At 69.8% G+C, this 22772-nt stretch carries 11 protein-coding genes and 2 pseudogenes; 11 read left to right on the forward strand and 2 right to left on the reverse strand.

Annotated elements, in window-relative coordinates:
- Positions 1–27 precede the first annotated feature (27 nt).
- From galE to GAS53_RS37570, 3 genes are all read left to right on the forward strand, one after another.
- Positions 28–1065: a UDP-glucose 4-epimerase GalE gene (galE, locus tag GAS53_RS37560; protein WP_151482279.1), complete on the forward strand. Its 1038-nt coding sequence runs from the start codon at positions 28–30 to the stop codon at positions 1063–1065.
- Between the two features lie 115 nt (positions 1066–1180).
- The gene (locus tag GAS53_RS37565; protein WP_225859344.1) at positions 1181–5572 is read left to right on the forward strand and encodes an aminotransferase class I/II-fold pyridoxal phosphate-dependent enzyme; all 4392 of its coding nucleotides are present in this window, start codon (positions 1181–1183) and stop codon (positions 5570–5572) included.
- Between the two features lie 7 nt (positions 5573–5579).
- Complete coding sequence (locus GAS53_RS37570; protein WP_151482249.1) at positions 5580–6323, forward strand: class I SAM-dependent methyltransferase; 744 nt, start codon at positions 5580–5582, stop codon at positions 6321–6323.
- A 285-nt stretch (positions 6324–6608) separates the two neighbouring features.
- Here GAS53_RS37570 and GAS53_RS58545 read toward each other — a convergent pair.
- Both GAS53_RS58545 and GAS53_RS58550 read right to left on the reverse strand, forming a co-directional pair.
- Positions 6609–6811: pseudogene (locus GAS53_RS58545) on the reverse strand (F420-dependent methylene-tetrahydromethanopterin reductase); the annotation flags it as partial.
- A gap of 37 nt (positions 6812–6848) precedes the next feature.
- Positions 6849–7277 (reverse strand): annotated as a pseudogene (locus GAS53_RS58550) (tyrosine-type recombinase/integrase); the annotation flags it as partial.
- Between the two features lie 2357 nt (positions 7278–9634).
- Between GAS53_RS58550 and GAS53_RS37585 the strand changes: the two are divergent.
- From GAS53_RS37585 to GAS53_RS37620, 8 genes are all read left to right on the forward strand, one after another.
- Positions 9635–11113: a sugar transferase gene (locus tag GAS53_RS37585; RefSeq protein WP_151482250.1), complete on the forward strand. Its 1479-nt coding sequence runs from the start codon at positions 9635–9637 to the stop codon at positions 11111–11113.
- Positions 11114–11186: 73 nt separating this feature from the next.
- Positions 11187–12503: a nucleotide sugar dehydrogenase gene (locus GAS53_RS37590; protein WP_151482251.1), complete on the forward strand. Its 1317-nt coding sequence runs from the start codon at positions 11187–11189 to the stop codon at positions 12501–12503.
- Positions 12493–13758: a glycosyltransferase family 4 protein gene (locus GAS53_RS37595; protein ID WP_151482252.1), complete on the forward strand. Its 1266-nt coding sequence runs from the start codon at positions 12493–12495 to the stop codon at positions 13756–13758. Before GAS53_RS37590 ends, GAS53_RS37595 begins: the two co-directional genes overlap by 11 nt.
- A complete protein-coding gene (locus GAS53_RS37600; protein WP_151482253.1) occupies positions 13755–15122 on the forward strand; it encodes a Wzz/FepE/Etk N-terminal domain-containing protein in 1368 nt (455 codons plus the stop codon). Before GAS53_RS37595 ends, GAS53_RS37600 begins: the two co-directional genes overlap by 4 nt.
- The gene (locus GAS53_RS37605; RefSeq protein WP_151482254.1) at positions 15119–16639 is read left to right on the forward strand and encodes a Wzz/FepE/Etk N-terminal domain-containing protein; all 1521 of its coding nucleotides are present in this window, start codon (positions 15119–15121) and stop codon (positions 16637–16639) included. Before GAS53_RS37600 ends, GAS53_RS37605 begins: the two co-directional genes overlap by 4 nt.
- Before the next feature lie 3 nt (positions 16640–16642).
- Complete coding sequence (gene asnB, locus GAS53_RS37610) at positions 16643–18577, forward strand: asparagine synthase (glutamine-hydrolyzing) (RefSeq protein WP_151482255.1); 1935 nt, start codon at positions 16643–16645, stop codon at positions 18575–18577.
- A 17-nt stretch (positions 18578–18594) separates the two neighbouring features.
- Entirely contained in the window at positions 18595–20796 is a 2202-nt protein-coding gene (locus GAS53_RS37615; RefSeq protein ID WP_151482256.1) for a bi-domain-containing oxidoreductase, read from the forward strand.
- Positions 20793–22769 carry a heparinase II/III family protein gene (locus GAS53_RS37620; RefSeq protein WP_151482257.1) on the forward strand — a complete coding sequence of 659 codons (1977 nt, stop codon included), beginning with the start codon at positions 20793–20795 and terminating at the stop codon, positions 22767–22769. Before GAS53_RS37615 ends, GAS53_RS37620 begins: the two co-directional genes overlap by 4 nt.
- Positions 22770–22772: the final 3 nt, after the last annotated feature.

The raw sequence follows: 22772 nt of genomic DNA on the forward strand, positions 1-22772 counted from the left end.
CACGGACCGCCGAGCGCACCGTCAACGATCCTGGTCACCGGCGGAGCCGGCTTCATCGGCAGCCACACCTGCGTCGAACTCCTCGACCACGGCTACGAGTTGATCGTGGTCGACGACTACTCCAACAGCACACCTCAGGTCCTGGCCCGCGTGGAACGGATCGCCGGCCGTTTCGTCGGGGCCGTCTATGAGCTGGACATCCGTGATCGGCGCGCCCTGTCTGCCGTCTTCGACCGACACTCCGTGGACGCCGTCGTGCACTTTGCCGCGCACAAGGCTGTGGGCGAGTCGACACGGATGCCCATCGAGTACTACGACACCAACGTCGGCGGCACCACCGCCTTGCTTCGGACCATGCACGACCACGGGGTGCACCAGCTCGTGTTCTCCTCCTCCTGCTCGATCTACGGCGATGCCGGACACGGACCGCTCGACGAAGCCACCCCCGCCCGGCCCACGAGTCCCTACGCCGCCTCCAAGTGGGTCTGCGAACAGATCCTCGCCGACGTCTGCCACCGGTGCCCCGAGTACACCGTGCTGTGCCTGCGGTACTTCAACCCGGCCGGAGCCCACCCGAGCGGACTCCTCGGCGAGGACCCACGCGGCGCACCCGACAACCTCATGCCGTACGTGGCCCAGGTGGCCGTCGGCCGACGGCCACGACTCCCTGTGTTCGGCGACGACTACCCCACCCCCGACGGGACCGCGATCCGCGACTATCTCCACGTCATGGACACCGTGGAAGCCCACCGCGTGGCACTCGACCACCTCGCCGACGGGCCGGGCATGCGCGTGTACAACCTGGGTGTCGGCAAGGGAAGTTCGGTCCTCGACGTCGTCGCCGCGTTCTCCGAAGCCTGCGGCAGACCCATTCCTTACGAAGTCGCGCCCCGACGCCCCGGCGACGCGACCGAACTCGTCGCCGACGCGACCGCCGTGGCACGCGCCTGGGGCTGGCACCCCACCCGGAACCTCGCCGACATGTGCCGAGACGCCTGGCGGTTCCAGCAGCTCAACCCCAGCGGCTACGCAGGCTCGGCACGGCGCCCGAACACGAAGGACTGATGCCTCCGACGAAGCAGTCACGAGATGCAACGCCCCACCCCCATGCCTAAGATCGAGAAAGACGCCAGACCAAGGAAGATGACCCAGTGGCCTCCGACGCGGGGAGGCGACGCCAATGCTGCGGGCACATCGGCTGATGGTCGCGTACGGCGTGCTGGTCTCGGCCGCCACGGCCATTTACCTGACCGTCCCGGCGGCGCGCACCCTGATGTGGGCTGCCATCGGTGTCGCCGGAGTCACCGGTGTGCTCATCGGCGTCCGTGTGCACCGTCCGGCGCACCGGTGGCCGTGGTGGCTGCTCGCCGCCGGACTGCTCACGTTCGCCGCCGGCGACACCTACTACAACGTGTCCGAGCAGTACTTCGACGCCTCCAACCCGTTCCCGTCCCCGGCGGACGCCTGCTATCTCGCGACGTACCCTCTCTTCGCCGCCGGTCTCTTCGGCCTCGTCCGGTACCGCTGGACGGGCCGCGACCTGCCCAGCCTGCTGGACGCACTGATCGTCACCGCCGGTCTCGCGCTGCCGGTGTGGGTCTTCCTCGTACAGCCGCTCACGCGCCTGGAGGGGCTGACCTGGCAGCAGCGGGCCATCAGCATCGCCTACCCGCTGGGGGACGTGCTGGTGCTCGCGCTCCTGGCCCGCCTGCTCGCCCCCAGCCCGATGTCCGGGCGCAACCGCGCCGTGCTGCTCCTCGTCGTCGGCACCCTGACACTGCTCGGCTTCGACATCGCGTACGGAATTCTGCAGCTCAACGACATGTGGCAGGCCGGAACGCTGCTCGACCTCGGCTGGATCGTCTTCTACACGGCCTGGGGTCTGGCCGCGCTCCATCCGTCCATGGTCGAGCTGACCGCCTCCATGCAGCAGCGGGAGTCCCTCCTGCCGCCGCCGCGCCGACTGCTGATGCTCGCCGTGGCGACCCTGATCGCGCCGGGAATCCTGCTCTCTGAAAGCCTCGCGGGCCACGCACCGGACGCGGAAATGATCGCGGCGTTCTCCGGTGTGCTGTTCCTGCTGGTCATTCTCCGGCTGGCGGGCATGGTCGTGGCCCACCGCAAGGCCGTGGCACGCGAGCTGGCGCTGCGTACGGCGGCCGCCTCACTGGTGTCGGCCGTGCAGCCGCAGGAGATCGCCGACTCCTGCGACCAGGCGGTCAGCAAACTGTTCGGGCCGAAGGTTCCGCACGCGACGCTGCTGCTGTCGGCCGAGCATGCCAGGGACCCGGCGCCGCATCGGACTCGCCTGGTGCCCTCGGCCGATCTCGGAGAGGAGATCGTCGCCGCGCTCGGGGGCCTGCCCACCGTCTTGGTCTGCCCCATGGTCTCTCCGGACCGGCCGCCGGGCGAACTGCCGGGCGTGCTCCTGGCCGCGGGACCGGAGAAGCACCTCTCGGAGATGCGCGGCTCACTGGAGATCCTGGCCTCGCACGCCGGTCTGGCCACCGAGCGCATCGCGCTGCGCCAGGAGATCATCCGCCAGGAGAGCGAGGCGTACTTCCGCACCCTGGTGCGCAAGGCCTCGGACGTCATTCTCATCGTCGAGGACGACAACACGGTGCGGTACGCGAGCCCGTCCTCCCGGGCCGTGTTCGGCGGCGCACAGCTGGTCGGTACGGCACTTCCGGACCTGGTGGATCCCAGTGACCGGCAGCGGGTGGCCAGAGGGTTCGAGGCCATGCGGAGCGAAGGACCGTCCGAGACCCACGACCACTGGTGGGTGCTCCGTGATGGCGGACGCATCGAGGTCGATGTGCGCTGCAGCGATCTGCGCGAGGAACACACCGTGGGCGGCCTGGTCGTCACCCTGCGGGACGTGACCGATCAGCGCCGCCTGGAGCACGAGTTGACACAGCGGGCCTTCCACGACCCGCTGACCGGTCTACCCAACCGGACACTCCTCCTCGAGCGGATCGAGCGCGCGCTGCTGCGCGGCCGGCGCGAGTCGACACTCACCTGTCTGCTCTTCATCGACCTGGACGACTTCAAGGTGGTCAACGACACGATGGGGCACTCGACCGGCGACGACCTGCTGATCGCCGTCGGCGAGCGCCTGTCGGGGGCCCTGCGCCGCAGCGACACGGCGGCCCGCCTCGGCGGTGACGAGTTCGCCGTGCTGATGGAGGACGCGAAACAGCCACTCGACGCCGAGCTGCTGGCCGCGCAGGTAGTCCAGACCCTCGGCAGACCGTTCCACCTGTCCGAGGACTCGGTGAGCGTCTCCGCAAGCGTAGGCGTGGCCACAGCCAAGGACAGCACGGACGCCGAGCAGCTGCTCGGCCACGCCGACCTGGCTCTCTACGCGGCGAAGACGGCGGGAAAGCGCCAGTGGCGCCGCTTCCAGCCGCGGCTGCGGGTACGGATGGCGGAACGACACCATATGCAGGCCCGCCTCGACGCCGCGATCGCCGGGGAGGAGTTCTGCCTGCGCTACCAGCCCGTCGTGGACATGGCCACGAGCGTGGTCGTCGGCTTCGAGGCACTCGTCCGCTGGCCTCACGCCCGGCGCAACCCGGTCCCTCCGGAACAGTTCATCGCCCTCGCCGAGGAGACGGGACACATCACACCGCTGGGCTCCTGGGTCCTGCAGAACGCCACCTCCGACATCGCGGGTCTGCAGCGGCTGCCGGGGCAGGCTGCCGCGCCGTACATCAGCGTCAACGTGTCCGCCCGGCAGTTCCGGGACACCGGCTTCCTCGACGAGATACACCAGGCGCTCCGGACTCCCGGGCTGGCCCCGGGGTCACTGAGGCTGGAGGTCACCGAGACGGTGCTGATGCGTCAGGACACACAGATCCAGGCGGTGCTGCAATCCCTCCAAGACCTCGGGGTGCACATCGCCGTCGACGACTTCGGCACAGGTTTTTCCTCGCTGCGCTATCTTCGGGATTTCCCCATCGACGTCCTGAAGATCGACAAGACGTTCATCGACGACATCACACTGGACACCCGGCAGGTCGCACTCGTCGAAGGCATCGTCAGGATGGCCGACACGCTGGGCCTGGAGGTGATCGCCGAGGGGATCGAGGACTCCGCACAGCGGGATCTGCTGGCCGGGATGGGGTGCCGGTTCGGGCAGGGCTTTCTGTTCGCGCGGCCCATGTCGGTGGAGCAGAGCAAGTTGCTGCTGCGGTACCGAAACGGCAAGCGGATCCCAGCGGGGGCGGAGGGCACGGTGGCAGGCCGGGATCGGGGCCGGAGCCGAGCCGGCGGACGGAGGGTGGAAACGCTCCCCGCCGTACGGAAGGAGCAGGCCGACATGCCCGCAGCGGAATCCGGACCCCCGGGAGCACGACGCGGTGTGCCGGGGAACGATCTCGAACACCTGCGGCAGACCAGCCCCATGAGCGACGCCGTCCTCGACGAGGTGCACGGCCGCCACATCCGCAGCGGAAGCCACTGGCTGATCGACTTCGCCTCCTGCAACTACCTGGGCTTCGACTGCGATCCGGAGATCATCGACGCGATCGAGCCCGCCGTACGCCGGTGGGGCACGCACCCGAGCTGGTCACGGCTGCTCGGCAGTCCACGTCTGTACCCGGAGATCGAGGAACGTCTGGCCGCCCTGCTCGGCGCCCCGGACACCTTGCTGCTGCCCACAGCCACCCTCATCCACGCCTCGGTGATCCCTGTCCTCGCGGGCCGGGGACATGTCTTCATCGAGGCGACGGCGCACCGGACCGTGTACGACGGCTGCGTGTCCGCACGTGGACAGGGCGCGACCCTGCGTCGGTTCCACGCCGAATGGCCCGACGAGTTGGACGCCCTGCTGCGCGCCGTGCCGAGCGGTTCATCGCGCCTCGTCTGCGTGGACGGCGTCAACAGTATGAGTGGGAACATCCCCGATCTGCCCAGGCTGGCGGACGTCTGCCGCAGCCGGGACGCGACGCTGTACATCGACGACACGCATGGCTTCGGCGTCATCGGGGAGCGGGGGCCGCACGAGCCGTGTCCTTACGGGTCGCGCGGCAACGGCGTCGTCCGGCACACGAGTGAGACGTACGACGGGATCGTACTCGTCGGCGGCTTCTCCAAGGCCTACTCGTCGCTGCTGGCCTTCCTGGCCCTGCCCTCCTGGTTGAAGAACCATCTCAAGACAGCGGCGGCGCCCTACCTGTACTCGGGGCCCTCGCCGACCGCGTCCCTCGCCACGGCGCTGGCCGGTCTGGAGGTCAACGACCGCCGCGGGGACGGCATCCGCGCCGAGGTGCACCGCAAGACCGTCCGCGTGCTCGACCATGTGCAGGGTCTTGGCGCGGAAACACTCAACACGGACCGACTGCCGATCGTCGAGATCCCCCTGGCCAACTCCGCAGATCTCGACGCGGTCGCCAACTTCCTGTGGGACCAGGGCATTTACGTGACCCTGGCCCCCTACCCCCTGGTTCCGCGCGACCGGGTCGGCTTCCGCATCCAGGTCACCGCGCTCAACTCGGACGCGGACATCGGGCGGCTCACCGGCACGCTCACCCGGCTCTCCGGACGCTTCCCGCTGCGCGCGAGGAGGTGAGCCCGGCATGGTGACCCTCAACGACGACGTGGACTGGGACAGTTGGCCCGTCGCCGATTATCTCGCCGAGAACTACCGCGAGCTGCACCCCTGTGACGCGGCGGTCATCGCGCACCACTCGGCGTTCTACCGTCGGTTCCCGCCGGGGAGCATCGGCCGTGCCGTGGAGTTCGGCGCCGGACCCAACCTCTATCCGCTGATGCTCGCGGCCGCCGCCAGCCGCCACATGGACGCCGTCGAGGCAGGGGCGGCGAACGTGGCCTACCTGAAGCAGCAGCTCGACCATGGGCCCGAGGCGAGCTGGCTGCCGTTCCATGCCCTGTGCCGACACCACAACCCGGACGTTCCCGCGACTCTGCGGCATACACTGTCGCGCGTGCGCGTCGTCCACGGTGACGTCCGGGAGCTGGCTCCCGGCGCCTACGACCTTGCGTCCATGCACTTCGTCGCCGAGGGCGTCACCGAGGACTTCGCGGAGTTCACCGACTTGTGCCGACTGTTCACCCGCTCCGTCGTACCAGGCGGGCATCTGGTCGCCGCCTTCATGGAGAACATGCCCACGTATCGCATCGGCCGCGCGTCACAGTGGCCAGGCTGCCCGGTCAACACGGACATCGTCACCGGGGTGTTCGCACCGCTCACCCGGCAACTGTCCGTCACGCGCATCGACGCCGACCCGACCCTGCCGGACTACGGCCATTCCGGGATGGTGCTGCTCACCGCTGTCGCGGGACCTGCTTCTGCGGGGTGAGCACCGTCTCGACGGCCGCGCCGCATCGATAGACGCCCCGCCAACCGACAGGGACGGAACGTCCCCTGGCCGGAGAGCGGAGACCGGCAAGCCCCCGCATCCGGGCCCGCAGGCAACCCACCGCACCGAGTGCGGACAATTGGAGAGCAGCATGCGTCAGCGCCGCCAACGTCCCTGCGGGGCGGCCGACTCAAGGCCTCGACCAGTGGCACGGCCGTCCCTCGACTCGCCACGACCCGCGCAGACGTCGGGCGACTCCGTCACAGGGGCGCGGCCCTCGCGCCGCTACCGCGTCACTTCGTCCTCGATCCCACGGACCAGCTCGATGGCCCGGCCCAGCATGGTGAGTCGCGCATCGAGGGTCCCGCCGACGGGGTAGAAGCGGACGGTGTCGACGCCGGCGTCGCGCCAGACGCGCAGCCGTTCACACCCCAGGCCTCGGTTCCGATTAGCGTGGTCGCCAGCACCACATCGTCGCTCGGCCAGCCACATATCCGGCAGGTCGGCCGCCTTGTGCTTGGCGCGGGCCCGCAGATAACGGCTGACGGCCCGCGCGGTCTTCGGCCCGAACCGCACACGGCGATCCTTGCTGCCCTTGCCGAGGCAGTGGACGGATTCCGTGGTCAGGTCGATGTCGTCGAGTGCCAGGTTGCCAACCTCGGAAAGCCACGCCCCTGTATTGCAGTACAGCCGGATGATTGCCTCGTCCCGCAGCTGCACGAAATCCCTGCCCTTGCAGGTGCCGAGGACCTTCGTGGTCTCCTCGTCATGCCGGGTGGTCTCCGGATAGCTCCCCGACCGCAGCGAGCGGTCCCAGTCCCGCAGGAACCCCGACCACGTCCTCGACAGCCCCGTAGTGGTCTTGTCCAGGTCCAGCAGCGGCATCCTCGCAAACCTCCGAGTAAAGGCGTCGATGAGCGGCGTGCTCAACCTCGAAGATCGGAAACGACCCATACGAAAAGGGCCCCCGCAGGTGCTTACCTGCGAAGACCCTTCACACTGTCGGGACGACAGGATTTGAACCTGCGACCCCTTGCCACCCAGTCAGGTGAGGTCTGAGCGGCGTGCGACGGGTCGTTCTTCGAGGTCACTGGCCAGCGTACTCAGCCGAGTAAAGGAGTCTGTTCCCTCAGCCTCCGCCGGGCAGCCTCGTCGCCTCACCCACCGCATTCCGCTCGTCGAGAAGAACCTGCAACGAACTCTGACTTTTCCATCGCCCCGCTTCGGCCAAGAGCCGGCAAGTCGGAGCCTGTATGCGGGCCTTGCGCTCTGAGGCGGCTCTGGCCGACGGGCCGTCGAGATGTACCTGCCGGTGCGAATCGTTCGAGGGAACGTCTTCGTCGCAGAACCGGCTGAATCCCGCCGGTCGGCGCTCAGCAAGTCCGAGCGTGCAGCGCCGGGGCCACCTTCGCTCCTGCGCAGGCCGGGGCCTGCACGCCGACACGGCCTACGACTGCCGGGATCTGTTGAAGACGGTTGCACGGCGGCCGCGTTGGAGTCCGGATCGCCCGCGACGTCATCGAGTCCGGTTCAACGTCCGGTCCACCGCAGGCGGGTGATCGAAGAGACCATTTCCCGCCTGTCCGGCTCTCATCGGCCGAACCTTCGCTGCGAGCGCCATCCCGTAACTAGCTGGCGTTCTCGGACTTGCCCCGGCGAGGACGGGCACTGCGAGTGACGCGACACGGTCAAAAGCGGCCGACCCGCCACACTGCCCGGCCAGCACCAGACGGCTGCTGATGTCGAGCAACTGCCCTCACTCGCCGCCACTGTGTGCGAGGAAGGCCGGCGGCCCGGACCGAGCAGGAAGGGTGGTCGGACTCCGGCCCGGTCGGCGTCTTGTCTTCAGCCGCGTGATGACAGAAGCCAGGCTCGGCGGCATGCGCCTCAACGGTTCGGTCGAGTCGGGATACCGACCCCGCCACTTGGAGCAGTCCGGCAAACAGACCCACCGCTTACGACACCATGGCCGGGGCCGGTCCCACGGATTTCATCTCACCGATGCGGCACGGCAGGCCGAACAACGGCACGCAATGACCTGCTCGAGGGCAGGTGGTAGCGATCACGACGATGGCGATCAGCAGCCGGCCCTCGATCATTCGCACCTCCGGGCAGCCCCATTGGGCAACCAACCAGACGGACGGGAGCCGTTGTGGATGCCGGCACTGACACGGCGCCGGCAAGTACCGGCGCGGCCCCCGGTGGAGCGAACGGCGCGAGAAAGCTGCGAACGCGCCAACCTGCGAAGGCCCCGTCCGGACGATGCCGTGCTGCCATCCCCGCTACTCCATGCGGTGCGCAGACACCAAAAGGCCGGGGTTCGGCGCCGTTTCGGACAATCTGCCGGCAATTTCCTCAGGCCCTGGGCACGTTCAAGATGCGCCCTCCAATCGGGATCCTCGATCTACCGCGACTCCTACGGAGCCGACGCCGGGATTCGACCACTCATGCCCAATTGGGCAGGCGCGCGACCTTGTGTGCGCCCTGTCCCCGCCACGCAGCTCCCGGAATTCACAAGTACAGATCGCGCGAGCGGCAGGGCGCGCATCGAGACCGGTAAGCAAGACGACCGAAGAGGTCTTACAGAATCTTGTGCACCCGTCGAACGTAGCTGCTCACTCCCATTCGACGCGAAGGACGACAGGTAGCGGGAGTCGATCGCCCAGCCCACCTCGGGGGGACCCACAGGGGCATGCCGTGGCGCACGAACAGCGGGAAGTTGTTGTCGAACCGGGCACCGCAGAAGGCCCGCTACAGCTCGTCGATCACTACCGCCACTACCGCATAGAGGCAGCGCCCGGGGCCGTCGGGCGAGCTGCTGGAGTGCGCGGTGGCGTCAGTGACCTGTAGGCGGTCACCGGTAGGTGGATCCAGCCTCATAGATTGACCACAAATTACACACACCCCCTCTACAGACCGGCCCCGATGGTCTAGATTGACCGTGCTTCAGCTGATCGGACACGAGGCGACCAGTAATGATCTATAGGTCCGGCACTACAAAAGGCCAGCAGTCGCGTCCTCCACGCCACGCGTGGGGATGATCAATTCTTGTGAGCCCGCGAGAGGGCTTCGGGTGCGGGGAGCACCCGAGGTTTCGACGGGTTCCCGCACACCTTGAGAGTCTGGCAGGACGTACGAGTCCACTGCCGCCAGGGTGAGTTGTTCAAGTATCGCTCAAAGAGCCGTGATGTCGTGCGCGGAGGGGCGGGTGCCTCTTGCGGGGAGGGAAGGAAGGTGCGGGGGGGTGGGGCCTCCCGGGGGAGGAACAGTGTTAGGCGATCACGTCGTACCACTGGGAACCGGGGGGTTCTGTGCGGCAGGGGGGAATAGTCGACCCTTTTTCGTCGGCGCGCGGGAATCTGACGAACGGGGCAATCAGCCGGCCTGTAATCGATTGGGAGCAGCGGTACCGCCGTACCGTGATCACCAGCGATACCGTGGCCACCGCCTTCGTGGTGGCGGCGATCGGCAACTTCTTCGGGGCCCGGGACGCGGCCAACTGGCACGAGAAGTGGGGAATTCTCGCATTCGGCACCGAGCTGCTGGTGCTGGGAGCGCTTGCGGTGAGCCGGTCGTGGTCTCCGGCCGTGCTCGGCCAGGGCGCCGAGGAATTCCGCCGGCTCGGACGCTCGCTTTTCACGGCGACCGTCGTACTGGCGCTCGGCGGGATCGCCCTCACCTCGCGCAACATCAAGCTCTGGATCTTCGTCGCGATCCCCGCGATCGCGCTCGTCACCATGACCGCGCGGTATCTGCTCCGCTTGCGGCTGCACAAACAGCGGAAGGAAGGACAGTGCCTGAGACCGGTGCTCGCTGCCGGGAGCCCGGACACCGTGCGCGACCTGATCAGCCGAACCCGAAAGTTGCCGCACCTCGGCTGGCGGGTGGACGGGGTGTGCACGACGGACGGTCTCGGGCTCGACGGTGACCACCTGGACGGAGTGCCGGTCGTCGGTCAACTGGCCGACGTCGCCAAGCACGTTCGCCACGACGGCTACCGTGTCGTCGCGGTCACACCGGACCCGCACTGGTCACCGGACCGACTGCAGCGGCTGGCCTGGAACCTCGAAGGCAGCGACGCCGAGATGGTCGTGGCCCCCGTGCTGATGGAGGTGGCCGGCCCGCGGCTGCACGTCGACGCGGTACTCGGGATCCCGCTGTTGCGGGTCAGCATGCCGACCTTCACCGGGGGGCGCCGGGCGATCAAAGGGGTCGTCGATCGGATGGGCGCGGCGATCCTGCTGATGCTGTTCGCGCCGCTGATGGTGCTCGTCGGGCTGCTCGTGCTGGTGGACAGTCGGGGCGGGGTGTTCTACCGCCAGCGCAGAGTCGGCAAGGACGGCCGCGAGTTCACCATTCTCAAGTTCCGCACCATGGTCGCCGGGGCTCACGGGGTACGTGCCGCGCTAGCCGACTGCAACGAGGGCGCAGGCCTGCTGTTCAAGCTCCGCCGGGATCCGCGGGTGACCCGGGTGGGAGCAGTACTGCGCCGGTACTCGATCGACGAACTCCCGCAGCTTCTCAACGTGCTCACCGGATCGATGTCGCTCGTCGGTCCGCGGCCTCCGCTACCGGAGGAGACCGCTGCGTACGGCCCGGACATCCGGCGGCGGCTGCTTGTCAAGCCCGGACTCACCGGCCTGTGGCAGATAAGCGGACGCAGCGACCTGCCGTGGGAGGAAGCGGTCCGCCTTGACCTGCGGTACGTGGAGGACTGGTCGCTCGCCCTGGACACAGTGATCTTGTGGAAGACGCTGCGTGCGGTGCTCCATGGGCAGGGCGCCTACTGATGCGCGGGAGCCGTCGCCCGGCCGACGCGCGGACCGCAGGCCACAAGGGCCTGCCTGGGGGGAGGAACGGGTCATGAGAGTCAGCGTTTTCGGGCTCGGCTACGTGGGCTGCGTGTCGGCCGCGTGCCTGGCCAGCATGGGGCACGAGGTCATCGGGGTGGACGTGAACCAGGTGAAGGTCGACCTCGTCAACGCCGGCAAGGCCCCGGTAGTCGAGGAGCGGATCGGCGAGCTCATCGCCGAGGTCGTGCGGACCGGAGCGCTACGCGCTACCGACGACGTCCGCGAGGCGATCATGGACAGCGAGGTGTCGCTGGTCTGCGTGGGCACGCCGTCGGAGCCCAACGGCAGCCTGTGCACCACGTACTTGGAGCGGGTCGCCGAGCAGATCGGCGCCGCGCTGGCCGACCGGGGTGGGCGGCACACCGTCGTGTTCCGCAGCACCATGCTCCCGGGCACCTGCCTGAACCTGCTGGTACCGATCCTGGAGAAGTACGTCGGCGGCACGGCCGGGGTGGACATCGGGGTCGCGGTCAACCCGGAGTTCCTGCGCGAAGGCACGAGCGTGCGGGACTTCTTCGACCCGCCCAAGACCGTCATCGGCGAGCTCGACCCGGCAAGCGGCGATGCGGTGATGGCGCTGTACGACGGCTTGCCCGGAGAGGTGTTCCGGGTGCCGGTCCCGACGGCCGAGGCGATCAAATACGCGGACAACGCGTTCCACGGCCTCAAGATCGGCTTCGCGAACGAGCTGGGCGCGGTGTGCCAGGCGCTCGGGGTGGACTCGCACCAGGTGATGGACGTGTTCCTGGCCGACCGCAAGCTGAACATCAGCCCCGCCTACCTGCGGCCCGGCTTCGCCTTCGGTGGCTCCTGCCTGCCCAAGGACCTGCGCAGCCTGGTCCACGCGGCGCAGCGGGCCGACATCTCGGTGCCCATCCTCGCCCACGTGCTGCCCTCCAACTCCGACCATCTGCAGCGAGCGGTCGAGCTGGTCGAGCGCACCGGCAAGCGCCGGGTGGGCCTGTTCGGGTTGTCCTTCAAACCCGGCACCGACGACCTCCGCGAGAGCCCGCTCGTCGAGCTGGCGGAGAGACTCTTCGGCAAGGGGTACGACCTGCGGATCTACGACGCCAACGTGAGCCTCTCCCGGCTGATCGGCGCGAATCGCGAGTACATCGAGACCCGGCTGCCGCACCTCGCGCAGCTGCTCGCGGACTCCGTCGACGAGGTGCTCGAGCACGCCGACGTGTGCCTGGTCGGGACCAGAGATCCGGCCGTGCTGTCGGCGCTGCCCCATGGCGACGGCCCGGTGATCGTCGACCTCATCCACCTTCCCGACGCCGAGACGCGCCGGACCGAACCGGGGTACATGGGCCTTGCTTGGTAACGCAATCAGCGGCGACGGGTCGAACCGACGCGCGCTGATCCTGGTGGAGAACCTTTCGGTGCCGTTCGACCGGCGGGTGTGGCAGGAGTGCACGACTCTGCGCGACGCGGGCTGGAAGGTGCACGTCATCTGCCCCCGGGGGGAAAACCGGGACACGGAGCCGGAGGCGGAGATCGACGGGGTGCGGATCCACCGCTACCCGTTGCGCGCGGCCACCGGAGGACCGGCCGGCTACCTGCGGGAGTACGGATCGGCGTTGTGGCACACGGTCCGGCTGGCCCGCAAGGTCGGCCCAGTCCACGTGGTCCACGCCTGCAACCCGCCCGACCTGCTGTTCCTGCCGGCACTGTGGCTGAAGCGGCGCGGCGCGAGATTCGTCTTCGACCAGCACGACCTGGTACCCGAGCTGTACCTCTCCCGGTTCGACCGCGGCGAGGATCTGCTCTACCGGGCCGTGTGCGCGCTGGAACGGCGGACCTACCGGGCGGCGGACGTCGTCCTCGCCACGAACGAGAGCTACCGTGACGTCGCGATGCGCCGTGGCGGCCGGCGCCCTGAGGACGTTTTCGTGGTGCGCAGCGCACCCGCGGTCGACCGGTTCCAACCGGTGCCGCCCGAGCCGGAGTTGAAGCGCGGCAAGCCTCATCTGCTGTGTTATCTCGGCGTCATGGGCCCGCAGGACGGCGTCGACTATGCCTTGCGCGCCCTCGCGAAGCTGCGCGACGAGTTCGGGCGGACCGACTGGCATGCGGTGTTCGTCGGCTCCGGCGACGCCTTCGACGCAATGGTGGAGCTGTCCCGGCGGCTCGGGCTCTCCGAGCAGGTGCAGTTCACCGGGCGCATTCCGGACGCCGACCTGGTGCGCTACCTGTCCACCGCGGACGTGTGCCTCTCCCCCGACCCGCGCAATCCGCTCAATGACGTGTCGACCATGAACAAGGTCCTGGAGTACATGGCGATGGGCCGGCCGATCGTCTCGTTCGATCTCCGGGAGGCGCGAGTCTCCGCCGGTGACGCCGCCGTCTACGCGCCCGCCAACGACGAGGCCGAATTCGCGGGGCTCATCGCGCTGCTCCTCGACGATCCGGAGAAGCGGGCCCGGATGGGCAAGATCGGCCAGGAGCGGATCGGCGGGCAGCTTTCCTGGCGGAACTCGCAGGCGTCGCTGCTCGCGGCCTACGCCGCTGCCTGCCGTGACCACACTCCGGTGTCGGCGAGCGGCCAAGTCAGGACAGGGAAGAGGCAGCACCGTTGAGCGATGACACGATCCGCCTGGCCACGATCGGGCGGATTCTCCGTCGGCGTTGGCGGCTTCTCGCCGTCCTCACCGTGGTGGGCGCGCTCGTCGGCTACGGCACCTCGGTGCTGTTTCCGCCGCGCTACACGACGTCGGCATCGGTGCTGCTGCCGGGGCAGTGGGAGGAGCGCGAGCTGCTGACCCAGGTGGACATCGCGACCAGTTCGAAGGTGGTCGACCGCGCGGCCGCCGCTCTCGACCGGCCCGGCGTCAGCGGCACCGAGCTGCGGGACCAGGTGAGCGCCACGACCGCCGACGGGAACATCGTCAAGATCTCGGGTACGGCCGAAACCCCGGAGCGTGCGCAGCAGCTCGCCGACCGGATGGCCAAGGAATTCGTCACATTCGCCGCCCGGATCGCAGGCGGCGGCACCGACTCCGAAGCGACTACGGGGCTCGAGACGCTCCGGCAGGAGGTGGAGAAGACCAACGGGCGCATCACCGACCTGGCCAAAGCGGCCGATCCGGGCAAGACCGTGGAGGGCGTGCAGGCCCGCACCTCGCTGGAGAGGCTGCGCACCTCGCTGGAGGAGGCCATGAAGACGCTGGCCGAGTCCGACCCGTCGGCCAACAAGGCCGGCATGGTCGTCATGGGGCCGGCGGCCCGGCCGGCCGGCGAGGCGCCGCCGACGAGGATGCAGCTCATCGTCGCCGGGGCGCTGCTGTTCTTCCTGCTCTCGGTCATCGGCCATCTCGCCGCCGCACGGATGAACCGTCGGCTGCGCACCGAACGGGAGATCGCCGCGGCGCTGGGCTCGACGCTCCTCGGCACCGTCGACGTTCCTGGTGAACTGGGCGAGCACCGGCCGGAAGTGCGTGGCCCGCAGGCCCGGATCCGCCGGATGCTCGCCGTCGACACCCGGTGGGACGTACCGACCCTGCAGCGGTCCGGCGACGAGGCCGACCGGCGGATCCGCTACCGGCGGGTGTGCGCTCGCCTCCGGGACCAGCTGCCGGCCCCCCGGCAGTTGCTGGTTGTCGTACCGGACGGCGACGACATCGCCCGCCAAGCCGCCGGGCAGCTCGTCGCCGAGGCCGGGAGTGATCCGCTGCTGCGGGTGGTGAACGTTTCGGTGTCCGGGCCGCTGGTGCCGGACCGCGGCACCGAGTCCGGTGCTCTGGTCGTCCTCAGCGCGGGCCAATGGACCGCGGAGGAGCTCGGCGGCATCGCCGAGGCGTGTGCGGAGGGCAGGCATGAGGTCGTCGGCGTCGTCGTCGCCGGTACGGCCTCGGCCCGTCCGGCGCGGACTGCCGGCCGTCCACCGGAGGAAGCCACTCCGGCACTGGCGGTCCACGGCCACGCAACGGGAGGTTCGGCATGACGACGGACACGACTTCGGAGTCGTCGGCATCCACTCCGCTGCTCGACCTGCAGACGCTGGTGGTGGCAGTACGCAGGCGCCGCCGCCTCTGGTGCTCCCTGGCACTCCTCGGACTGCTGATCGGCGCGGCGGTGGCGGTCCTGCGGCCGCCGCCGCCGACCGCGGTGACCAAGGTGCTGGTCGTGCATGCGGAGGACCAGGCGAACGACACCGGAACGCTGATCCGCACCGATGTCGAGCTACTGGGGACCACGCGGATCGCCGACAAGGCCCTGCAGTCCCTCAAGTCCCGGGAAAAACCTGAGGACTTCATGCGGGACTACCGGGGCACCGGCCTGACCAACAACCTGCTGCAGATCGTTGTGACGGGTGACAGCGACGCGGAGGCGGTGGCCCGGGCCAAGGCGCTGGCCGAGGCGTTCGTCGCGGACCATGTGAAAAGGATGGAGGAGACCGCGAAGGCCGAGGCCAAGGCGCTGTTCGACCAGCGTGACCGCATGCGGGACGAGCTCACCAAGGTCAATGAGGAGATCGGAGACCGGTCGCCGGAGAGCGACCCGCAGGATGCGGCGAGCATCGAGTCGCTCTTCGCCCGCCGGGCCGCCCTCAACTCGCGGATCGCCGATTTCGACCAGCGCGCCGCGGAGGCGCGCACCGGCACGCCCAAGGTCCTCGCCGGCACACAGATCGTGGACGCCCCGCGCGCGGTCCAGCACTCCCTGCCCAAGGCCGCCGTCACCAACACCGCTATCGGGCTCGTACTGGGGCTCGTCCTCGGGCTCGCGCTGGCCGCGGTCGGCGCGGTGGTGGCGGACCGCCCCGTGCTGCGCCGACAGATCGCGGCGAACCTGGGCGCCTCGGTCATCGCGGAGCTGCCCCGCCGGTCGGGCAGACTGTGGCAGCGCCGACGGACCCGGGCGGCACGCGAACGGCTCACCACGACCCTGGCCCGCACCGTGCGCGGCTCCGCGGAACCGCTGTCGCTGCTGGAACTGGGCTGTGCGCGCAGCACGAGCGTGATCGCCCTGAACCTCGCCGGGGCACTGGCGGCGGAGGGGCCAGTGGTGATCATCGATGGTCTGCCCGGCCCGCAGCTCGCCAAGCGCCGCCAGAAGCCAGGAGGCCCGGCCGTGGTCAGCGGCGAGCGTGCCGCGGAGGTGTCGCCACAGGAGCGCCGGATCGGTGTCGGCTCGGTCGCGCCCGGCACCGCGTGGACCGACCTCCAGTACCTCGGCACCCAGACCGTGCTCGTCGTGCGTGCCGGTCACGGCAGCGCCGCATGGCTGCACACCGTGGCGCGGCAGCTCGCGGACCAGCGCATTCCGGTGATCGGTGTGGTGCTGATCGACCCCGATCCCCGTGACCGGACCGACGGCACGCTGTGGGACGGGCAGCACACCGCGCTGCGCGGCCAGACCGAGCGGCTGGCCCGGCAGAACGGGACGGACCGGCGGCGGACGGAGCGGCTGCCGGTGTGGGCCGCAAAGGGCCCGGACAACGACCAGGAGGCGCGGTAGGACATGTGTGGCATCGCAGGCACTTACCGATGGCCGGACGGCAAGGTCGTGACCGACCGGCTCACCGATACCCTCGCCCACCGCGGTCCGGACGGCGCGGGCCGGTACAGCCACGCCTTCGGTGACGGCGACGTGCAACTCGGGCACCGCCGGCTGGCCATCATCGACCTGTCCGAGACCGGCGCCCAGCCGATGGTCTCGGACGGCCTGGCGCTCACGTACAACGGCGAGCTGTACAACGCGCCCGAGCTGCGTGCCGAGCTGGCAGCCGCTGGGGTGCGCTTCCGCGGTACCTCCGACACCGAGGTGCTGCTCGAGGCCTGGCGGCGCTGGGGCACGGACTGCCTGCCCCGGCTGCGCGGCATGTTCGCGTTCGGGATCTTCGACGAGCGAACCGGTGAACTGGTGCTCGCCCGCGACCAGCTCGGCATCAAGCCGCTGTTCCTGCTCCGGCGCGGCGGGGGCCTGGTGTTCGCCTCCGAGCTCAAGGCGCTCGCCGCCGCGACCGGCGGGTCGCTGGAGGTGGACCATGGGGCGCTGGTGGCCTCGCTGCTGTACTACTGGGTGCCGGACTCACGGTGCGCGTTCCGCGAAGCGGAGAAGCTGCCGCCGGGGAGCTGGATGAGGTTCCGGCCCGACGGCCGGGTGGAGCGCGGCCGGTACTGGCACCTCAAGGACGTCGCCGCGGAGGGCCGGGAGCGGGCGCGGGCCGGCGAGCAGCCGGACATAGGTGCCATCGTCGAGGAGTCGACTCGGCGCCATCTGCTCTCCGACGTGCCCGTGGCGACCTTTCTCTCCGGCGGCCTCGACTCCAGCTACCTGACCGCGCTGGCGGCCCGCGACCGACCCGGGATCTCCGCTTACACGATCGGGTTCCGCGCCGAGGACGCCAGATTCGAGGCCATGCCGGACGATCTTCGCTATGCCCGGCAAGTGGCCGAGCGGTTCGGCGTCGACCTGCATGAGATCGAAATCGCTCCGAACGTGCTCGACCTGCTGCCGCAGATGACGTACCACCTGGACGAGCCGATCGGCGACCCCGCCGCGATCAACACGTTCCTGATCTGCGAGGCCGCCCGGGAGGCCGGGGTCAAGGTGATGCTCTCGGGGATGGGGGCCGACGAGCTGTTCGCCGGGTACCGCAAGCACCTGGCCAACCTGCTCGCGCTGCGCTACCAGCGCGTCCCGCGGCCCCTGCGGCGTGGCCTGTCCAGGGCCGTGGACCGGCTGCCGGTCGCCACCGCCCGCCGGGGGTACCGGTCGGTGCGCTTCGCGAAGCGGTTCCTCTCCTTCGCCGATCTGCCGGAGGAGACCGCGTTCCGGCGCAGCTACACCATGTACGACCAGGACGAGCTGCTCGCCCTGGTCGATCCGGACCTGGCCGGGACGGTCGACGACGTGCTGACCGAGCATGCGGACATCTACCAGGACAACGACCTCGACGACTTCGTCAACCGCATGTGCCTGGGCGACGCCCGGATGTTCCTGCCGGGCCTGAACCTCGCCTACACGGACCGGTCGAGCATGGCCGCGTCGACCGAGGTGCGGGTGCCGTACGTGGACGTCGAGGTGGTCAAGGCGGCGTTCGCCGTGCCCGGCGATCGCAAGATCGTCGGACGGCAGGGCAAGGCCGTCCTCAAGGAGGCGGCGTCCTCGATCCTGCCCCGGGAGATCGTGTACCGGCCCAAGGGCCTGTTCAGCGCCCCGCTGCGCGCCTGGATGAGCCGGGATCTGGCGCCGCTGGTGCGCGAGGTGGTGAACGACGGCGTGCTCGTCAATTCCGGTTTCCTGCGCCGCGACGCGCTGGCGCGGATGGTCGCCGAGGACGCCGCCGGGCAGCGGGACTTCTCCAAGCATCTGTGGCATGTGCTGACCCTCGAGTACTGGTATCGCGGCGCGACCTCTGGGTCCGGCCAGAGCACTCGGTTATCGGCTTAGGAATCAGAGGAGTTCGGGTGAAACAGGTTGTGCAGAACTACAAGAGCGGCGAGCTGGCGGTGCTCGACGTGCCGGTGCCGGGGTGCAAGCCGGGCGGTGTGCTGGTCCGCAGCGCCTACTCGCTGATATCGACCGGAACCGAGCTCATGAAGGTGTCCGAGGCCGGTATGTCGATGCTGGGCAAGGCCCGCTCCCGGCCGGACCAGGTGGCCAAGGTCATGCAGAGCGTGGCCACCAACGGGGTGCCCGCCACCTACCGCAAGGTGATGGGCAAGCTGGACTCCTACACTCCGCTGGGCTACTCGCTGTGCGGGGTGGTCGAGCAGGTCGGCGCCGGCATCGACGACGTGAAGGTCGGCGACCTCGTAGCCTGCGCCGGCAACGAGCACGCGTTGCACGCCGAGCTGAACTGGGTGCCGAAGAACCTCTACGCCCCGGTGCCGGACGGCCTCGCGCCGCGGCACGCGGCCTTCGGCACCGTCGGGTCGATCGCGATGCAGGGCGTCCGCCAAGGCGAGTCGCAGCTCGGCGAAGTGGCACTGGTCATCGGCCTCGGGCTGATCGGGCAGCTGGTGGTGCAGCTCCTTACCGCCTCGGGAGTCCGCGTCGTCGGGGTCGACCCCGACCCGGTGCGCTGCGAGCTGGCCGAGCGGCTGGGCGCCGCGGCCTGCGGCGATCCCGCGTCGGCGGCCGTGGAAGCCACCGTCGCCGAGCTCACCGGCGGTCACGGCGTGGACCAGGTGTACCTGGCCGCCGGCGGCGGCAGCAACCAGCCCGTCGAGCTGGCCGCCCGGCTCTGCCGGGACCGCGGCCGGGTCGTCGACATCGGCAAGTGCCGCCTGGACCTGCCGTGGAACGCGTACTACGAGAAGGAGCTCGACGTCCGGTTCTCCCGCAGTTACGGCCCCGGGCGCTACGACCCGTCGTACGAACTGGAGGGACGGGACTACCCGATCGGCTACGTGCGTTGGACCGAGCGCCGCAACCTGGCGTGCTTCCTCGATCTCCTCGCCCACGGCAGCGTCGACGTGGAGCCCTTGGTCTCCCACATCGCCGACTTCGATGACGCCGTCGAGACGTACCAGAGCCTGAAGGACGGCGACCTGAAGGCCGTGGCTGTGCTGTTCCGGTACCCCGGCCCCGTTGAACACACAGCGGAAGCGGCGGAAGCGGGGGCCCCGGCGGTGGCCGTGCCCGCGGTGAAGCGACCCAGCGGCGGAGTGTCCACGCCGGCCCGGGCCGCCAAGGCGCCGGTGCGCCTCGCGTTCGTCGGCGCGGGAAACTACGCGACGTCGATGCTGCTGCCGCACCTGGCACAGCGCGACGGCGTCGAGTTGTCGACCGTCGTCACCACGACGGCGCTGTCCGCGGCCAACGCGCAGCGGAAGTTCGGCTTCGCCGAGGCAACCACCGATCTCGACGCCGTGCTCGGCGACAAGTCCATCGACGCGGTGTTCGTGGTCACCCGGCACAGCTCACACGCCGAACTGACCCGCAGAGCGCTCCTTGCCGGCAAGACGGTGTTCGTGGAGAAGCCCCTGGCTCTCACCGAGGACGAGCTGGCCGGCGTGCTCGCGGCGGTGGAGGAGTCCGGCAACGACCGGCTGCAGGTGGGCTTCAATCGCCGGTTCGCGCCGCTGCTGCAGGAGGCCAGAAAGCGGTTCGGCGCCCGGACCGGTCCGGCGAGTCTCCGCTATCTGGTCAACGCGGGCCGGCTGCAGCATGGCAGCTGGTACCTCCAACAGGGCACCGAGGGCTCGCGGTTCGCCGGCGAGGGCGGACACTTCATCGACACGGCGAGCTGGCTGCTCGCGGCCGACCCGGTCTCGGTGTACGCGGCCGCCACGTCCGGCAACGAGGACCTGCAGGTCGTGCTGCGCTACCCGGATGGGTCCACCGCCACCATCAGCTACGTCACCACCGGCGCGCCCAGCTTCCCCAAGGAGACACTGGACCTTGTCGCGGACGGCAAGGTGCTGCGGCTCGACGACTTCGTCCGTGCCTCGGTCTACGGCCGCAAGCGGTGGGTCAGTTCGCGGCTGCCCAAGGCCCGGGACAAGGGCCAGAACGCCGAACTGGCCGCGTTCATCAAGGCTGTGCGGACCGGCGGGCCGATGCCGGTGCCGCTGGAGTCGCTGGTCGCCACCACGGCGGCCACCCTCGCCGTGCAGGCCGGCCTGGCGGGCGGCGCGCCGGTGACGTTGGCGAGGGCGCGATGACGATGAGCGCGGGCTGGTACCTGCGACGGCTGTCCCGGATGGGACCGCGGGAGGTCGGCGGCCGGGTGGGCGACGCGGTGCGCAGGCGGCGGTGGCGGTCGGCGCGGCCCAACTGCCCGACGGTGACCGGCGCCCGGTTCACCGCGGTACTGCCCGCCGGGACGATCGCCGCGGTGCCACCGGACGCCGCGAAACGTCTCATCGCCGAGGCGGACCGGCTGATGTACGGGCACGCCGAGTACTTCGGGGTGGTCCGCGACGACCTGACCGACCCGGACTGGTGGTGCGACCCGAAGACCGGGCGCCGGGCTCCGTGGGGCTACGCCTTCGACGTGCCCTACCGGAACGAGAACGCGGTCGGGGACATCAAGCAGATCTGGGAGCTGTCGCGGCATCAGTACCTCACCCAGCTCGCCGCCGCTTACGCGATCACCGGGAACGAGCGGTACGCCGAGCGCGTGGCCGAGCACCTGCGGTCGTGGTGGGCGGCCAACCCACCGCTGCGCGGCGTGCACTGGATCAGCGGCATCGAGCTGGGCATCCGGCTGCTTTCCTGGGTGTGGATCCGCCGGCTGCTCGACGGCTGGCCGGGCGTGGCCGGTCTTTTCGAGGGCAACCCGGTGGCGCTGAACCAGATCTGGCACCACCAGCGCTGGCTGGCCGCCTTCCCCAGCCGGGGGTCTTCGGCGAACAACCACGTCATCGCCGAGGCCGCCGGGCAGCTCGCAGCGTCCTGCGCGTTCGGCTGGTTCCCCTCCTCGGCGCGTTGGCGAGCCGAGGCGCTGCGATCCCTTGAGCGGCACCTGCGAAGCAACACCTTCCCCTCCGGCCTCAACCGCGAGCTGGCCACCGAGTATCACGGACTCGTGCTGGAGCTCGGCCTGGCCGCGGTGGCCGAGGCGGATGCCGCCAGCGTGCCGGTCCCCGCGTCCATCCGGCTGGTGCTGCTGCGGATGACCGACGCGCTCGCGGCCATCGTGGACAACCGGCTACGGCCACCGCGCCAGGGGGACGCGGACGACGGGCACGGTCTGGTCCTGGACGGCGCGGGCACCGACCGCTGGGCCTCGCTGCTGGCCACCGGGGACGCCGTGTTCGGCCGGCTCGCCTGGTGGCCGGCGGTGACCGGCACCGATGTGCGCACCCCGCTGCTGGCCGCGCTCATCCGGCCGTACTCGGACAGTGGAACCGCACCGGCCGTGACCCGCCCGGCAAGCCGACCGGCCCACTTCGCCGACGCGGGCATGACCATCCTGCGCGGTCCGGAGGAGATCTGGTGCCGCAGCGACGGTGGTCCGCACGGCTTCCTGTCCATCGCCGCGCATGCCCACGCGGACGCGCTGTCCGTGGAGGTCCGGCACGACGGGGTCGACGTGCTCGCCGACGCGGGGACGTACTGCTACCACGGGCAGCCCCAGTGGCGGCAGTACTTCCGCTCGACCCTCGGCCACAACACCCTGCAGCTGGACGGCAGTGACCAGTCCGTCTCCGGCGGCCCGTTCCTGTGGACGCGGCATGCCACGAGCCGCGTCCTGGCCGCGGACACATCCGGTACCTCCGACGGGGGGACGGCCCGCTGGTGTGCCGAGCACGACGGTTACCAGCGCTCCATGCACCGCCGCCGGGTGGAACTGACGGCCGCGAGCCAGGAGCTGAGGGTCGTGGACGAGGTCCGCGGCCAACACAGCCCGCGCCGGGACGTACGCCTGGCGTTCCACCTCGGCCCGGCGATCGCCGCGGACCTGGTGGGGAACCGGGCCGTGCTCACCTGGATCCGGGAGGGCGAGGGGCGCTCCGCGGTGCTTGACCTGCCCGGGCAGCTGAGCTGGCGGGCGCATCGCGGTGAGACCGACCCGCCGCTGGGCTGGTACTCCCCCGGCTTCGGGCGCAAGGAACCCACCACAACGCTGGTCGGCACCGGTTTCGCCGTCGGCGCGGAGGAGTTCACCACCGCACTCAGGTTTCGCGGATAGGGG

The organism is Streptomyces albicerus (assembly GCF_008905045.1).
Taxonomy (GTDB): domain Bacteria; phylum Actinomycetota; class Actinomycetes; order Streptomycetales; family Streptomycetaceae; genus Streptomyces; species Streptomyces albicerus.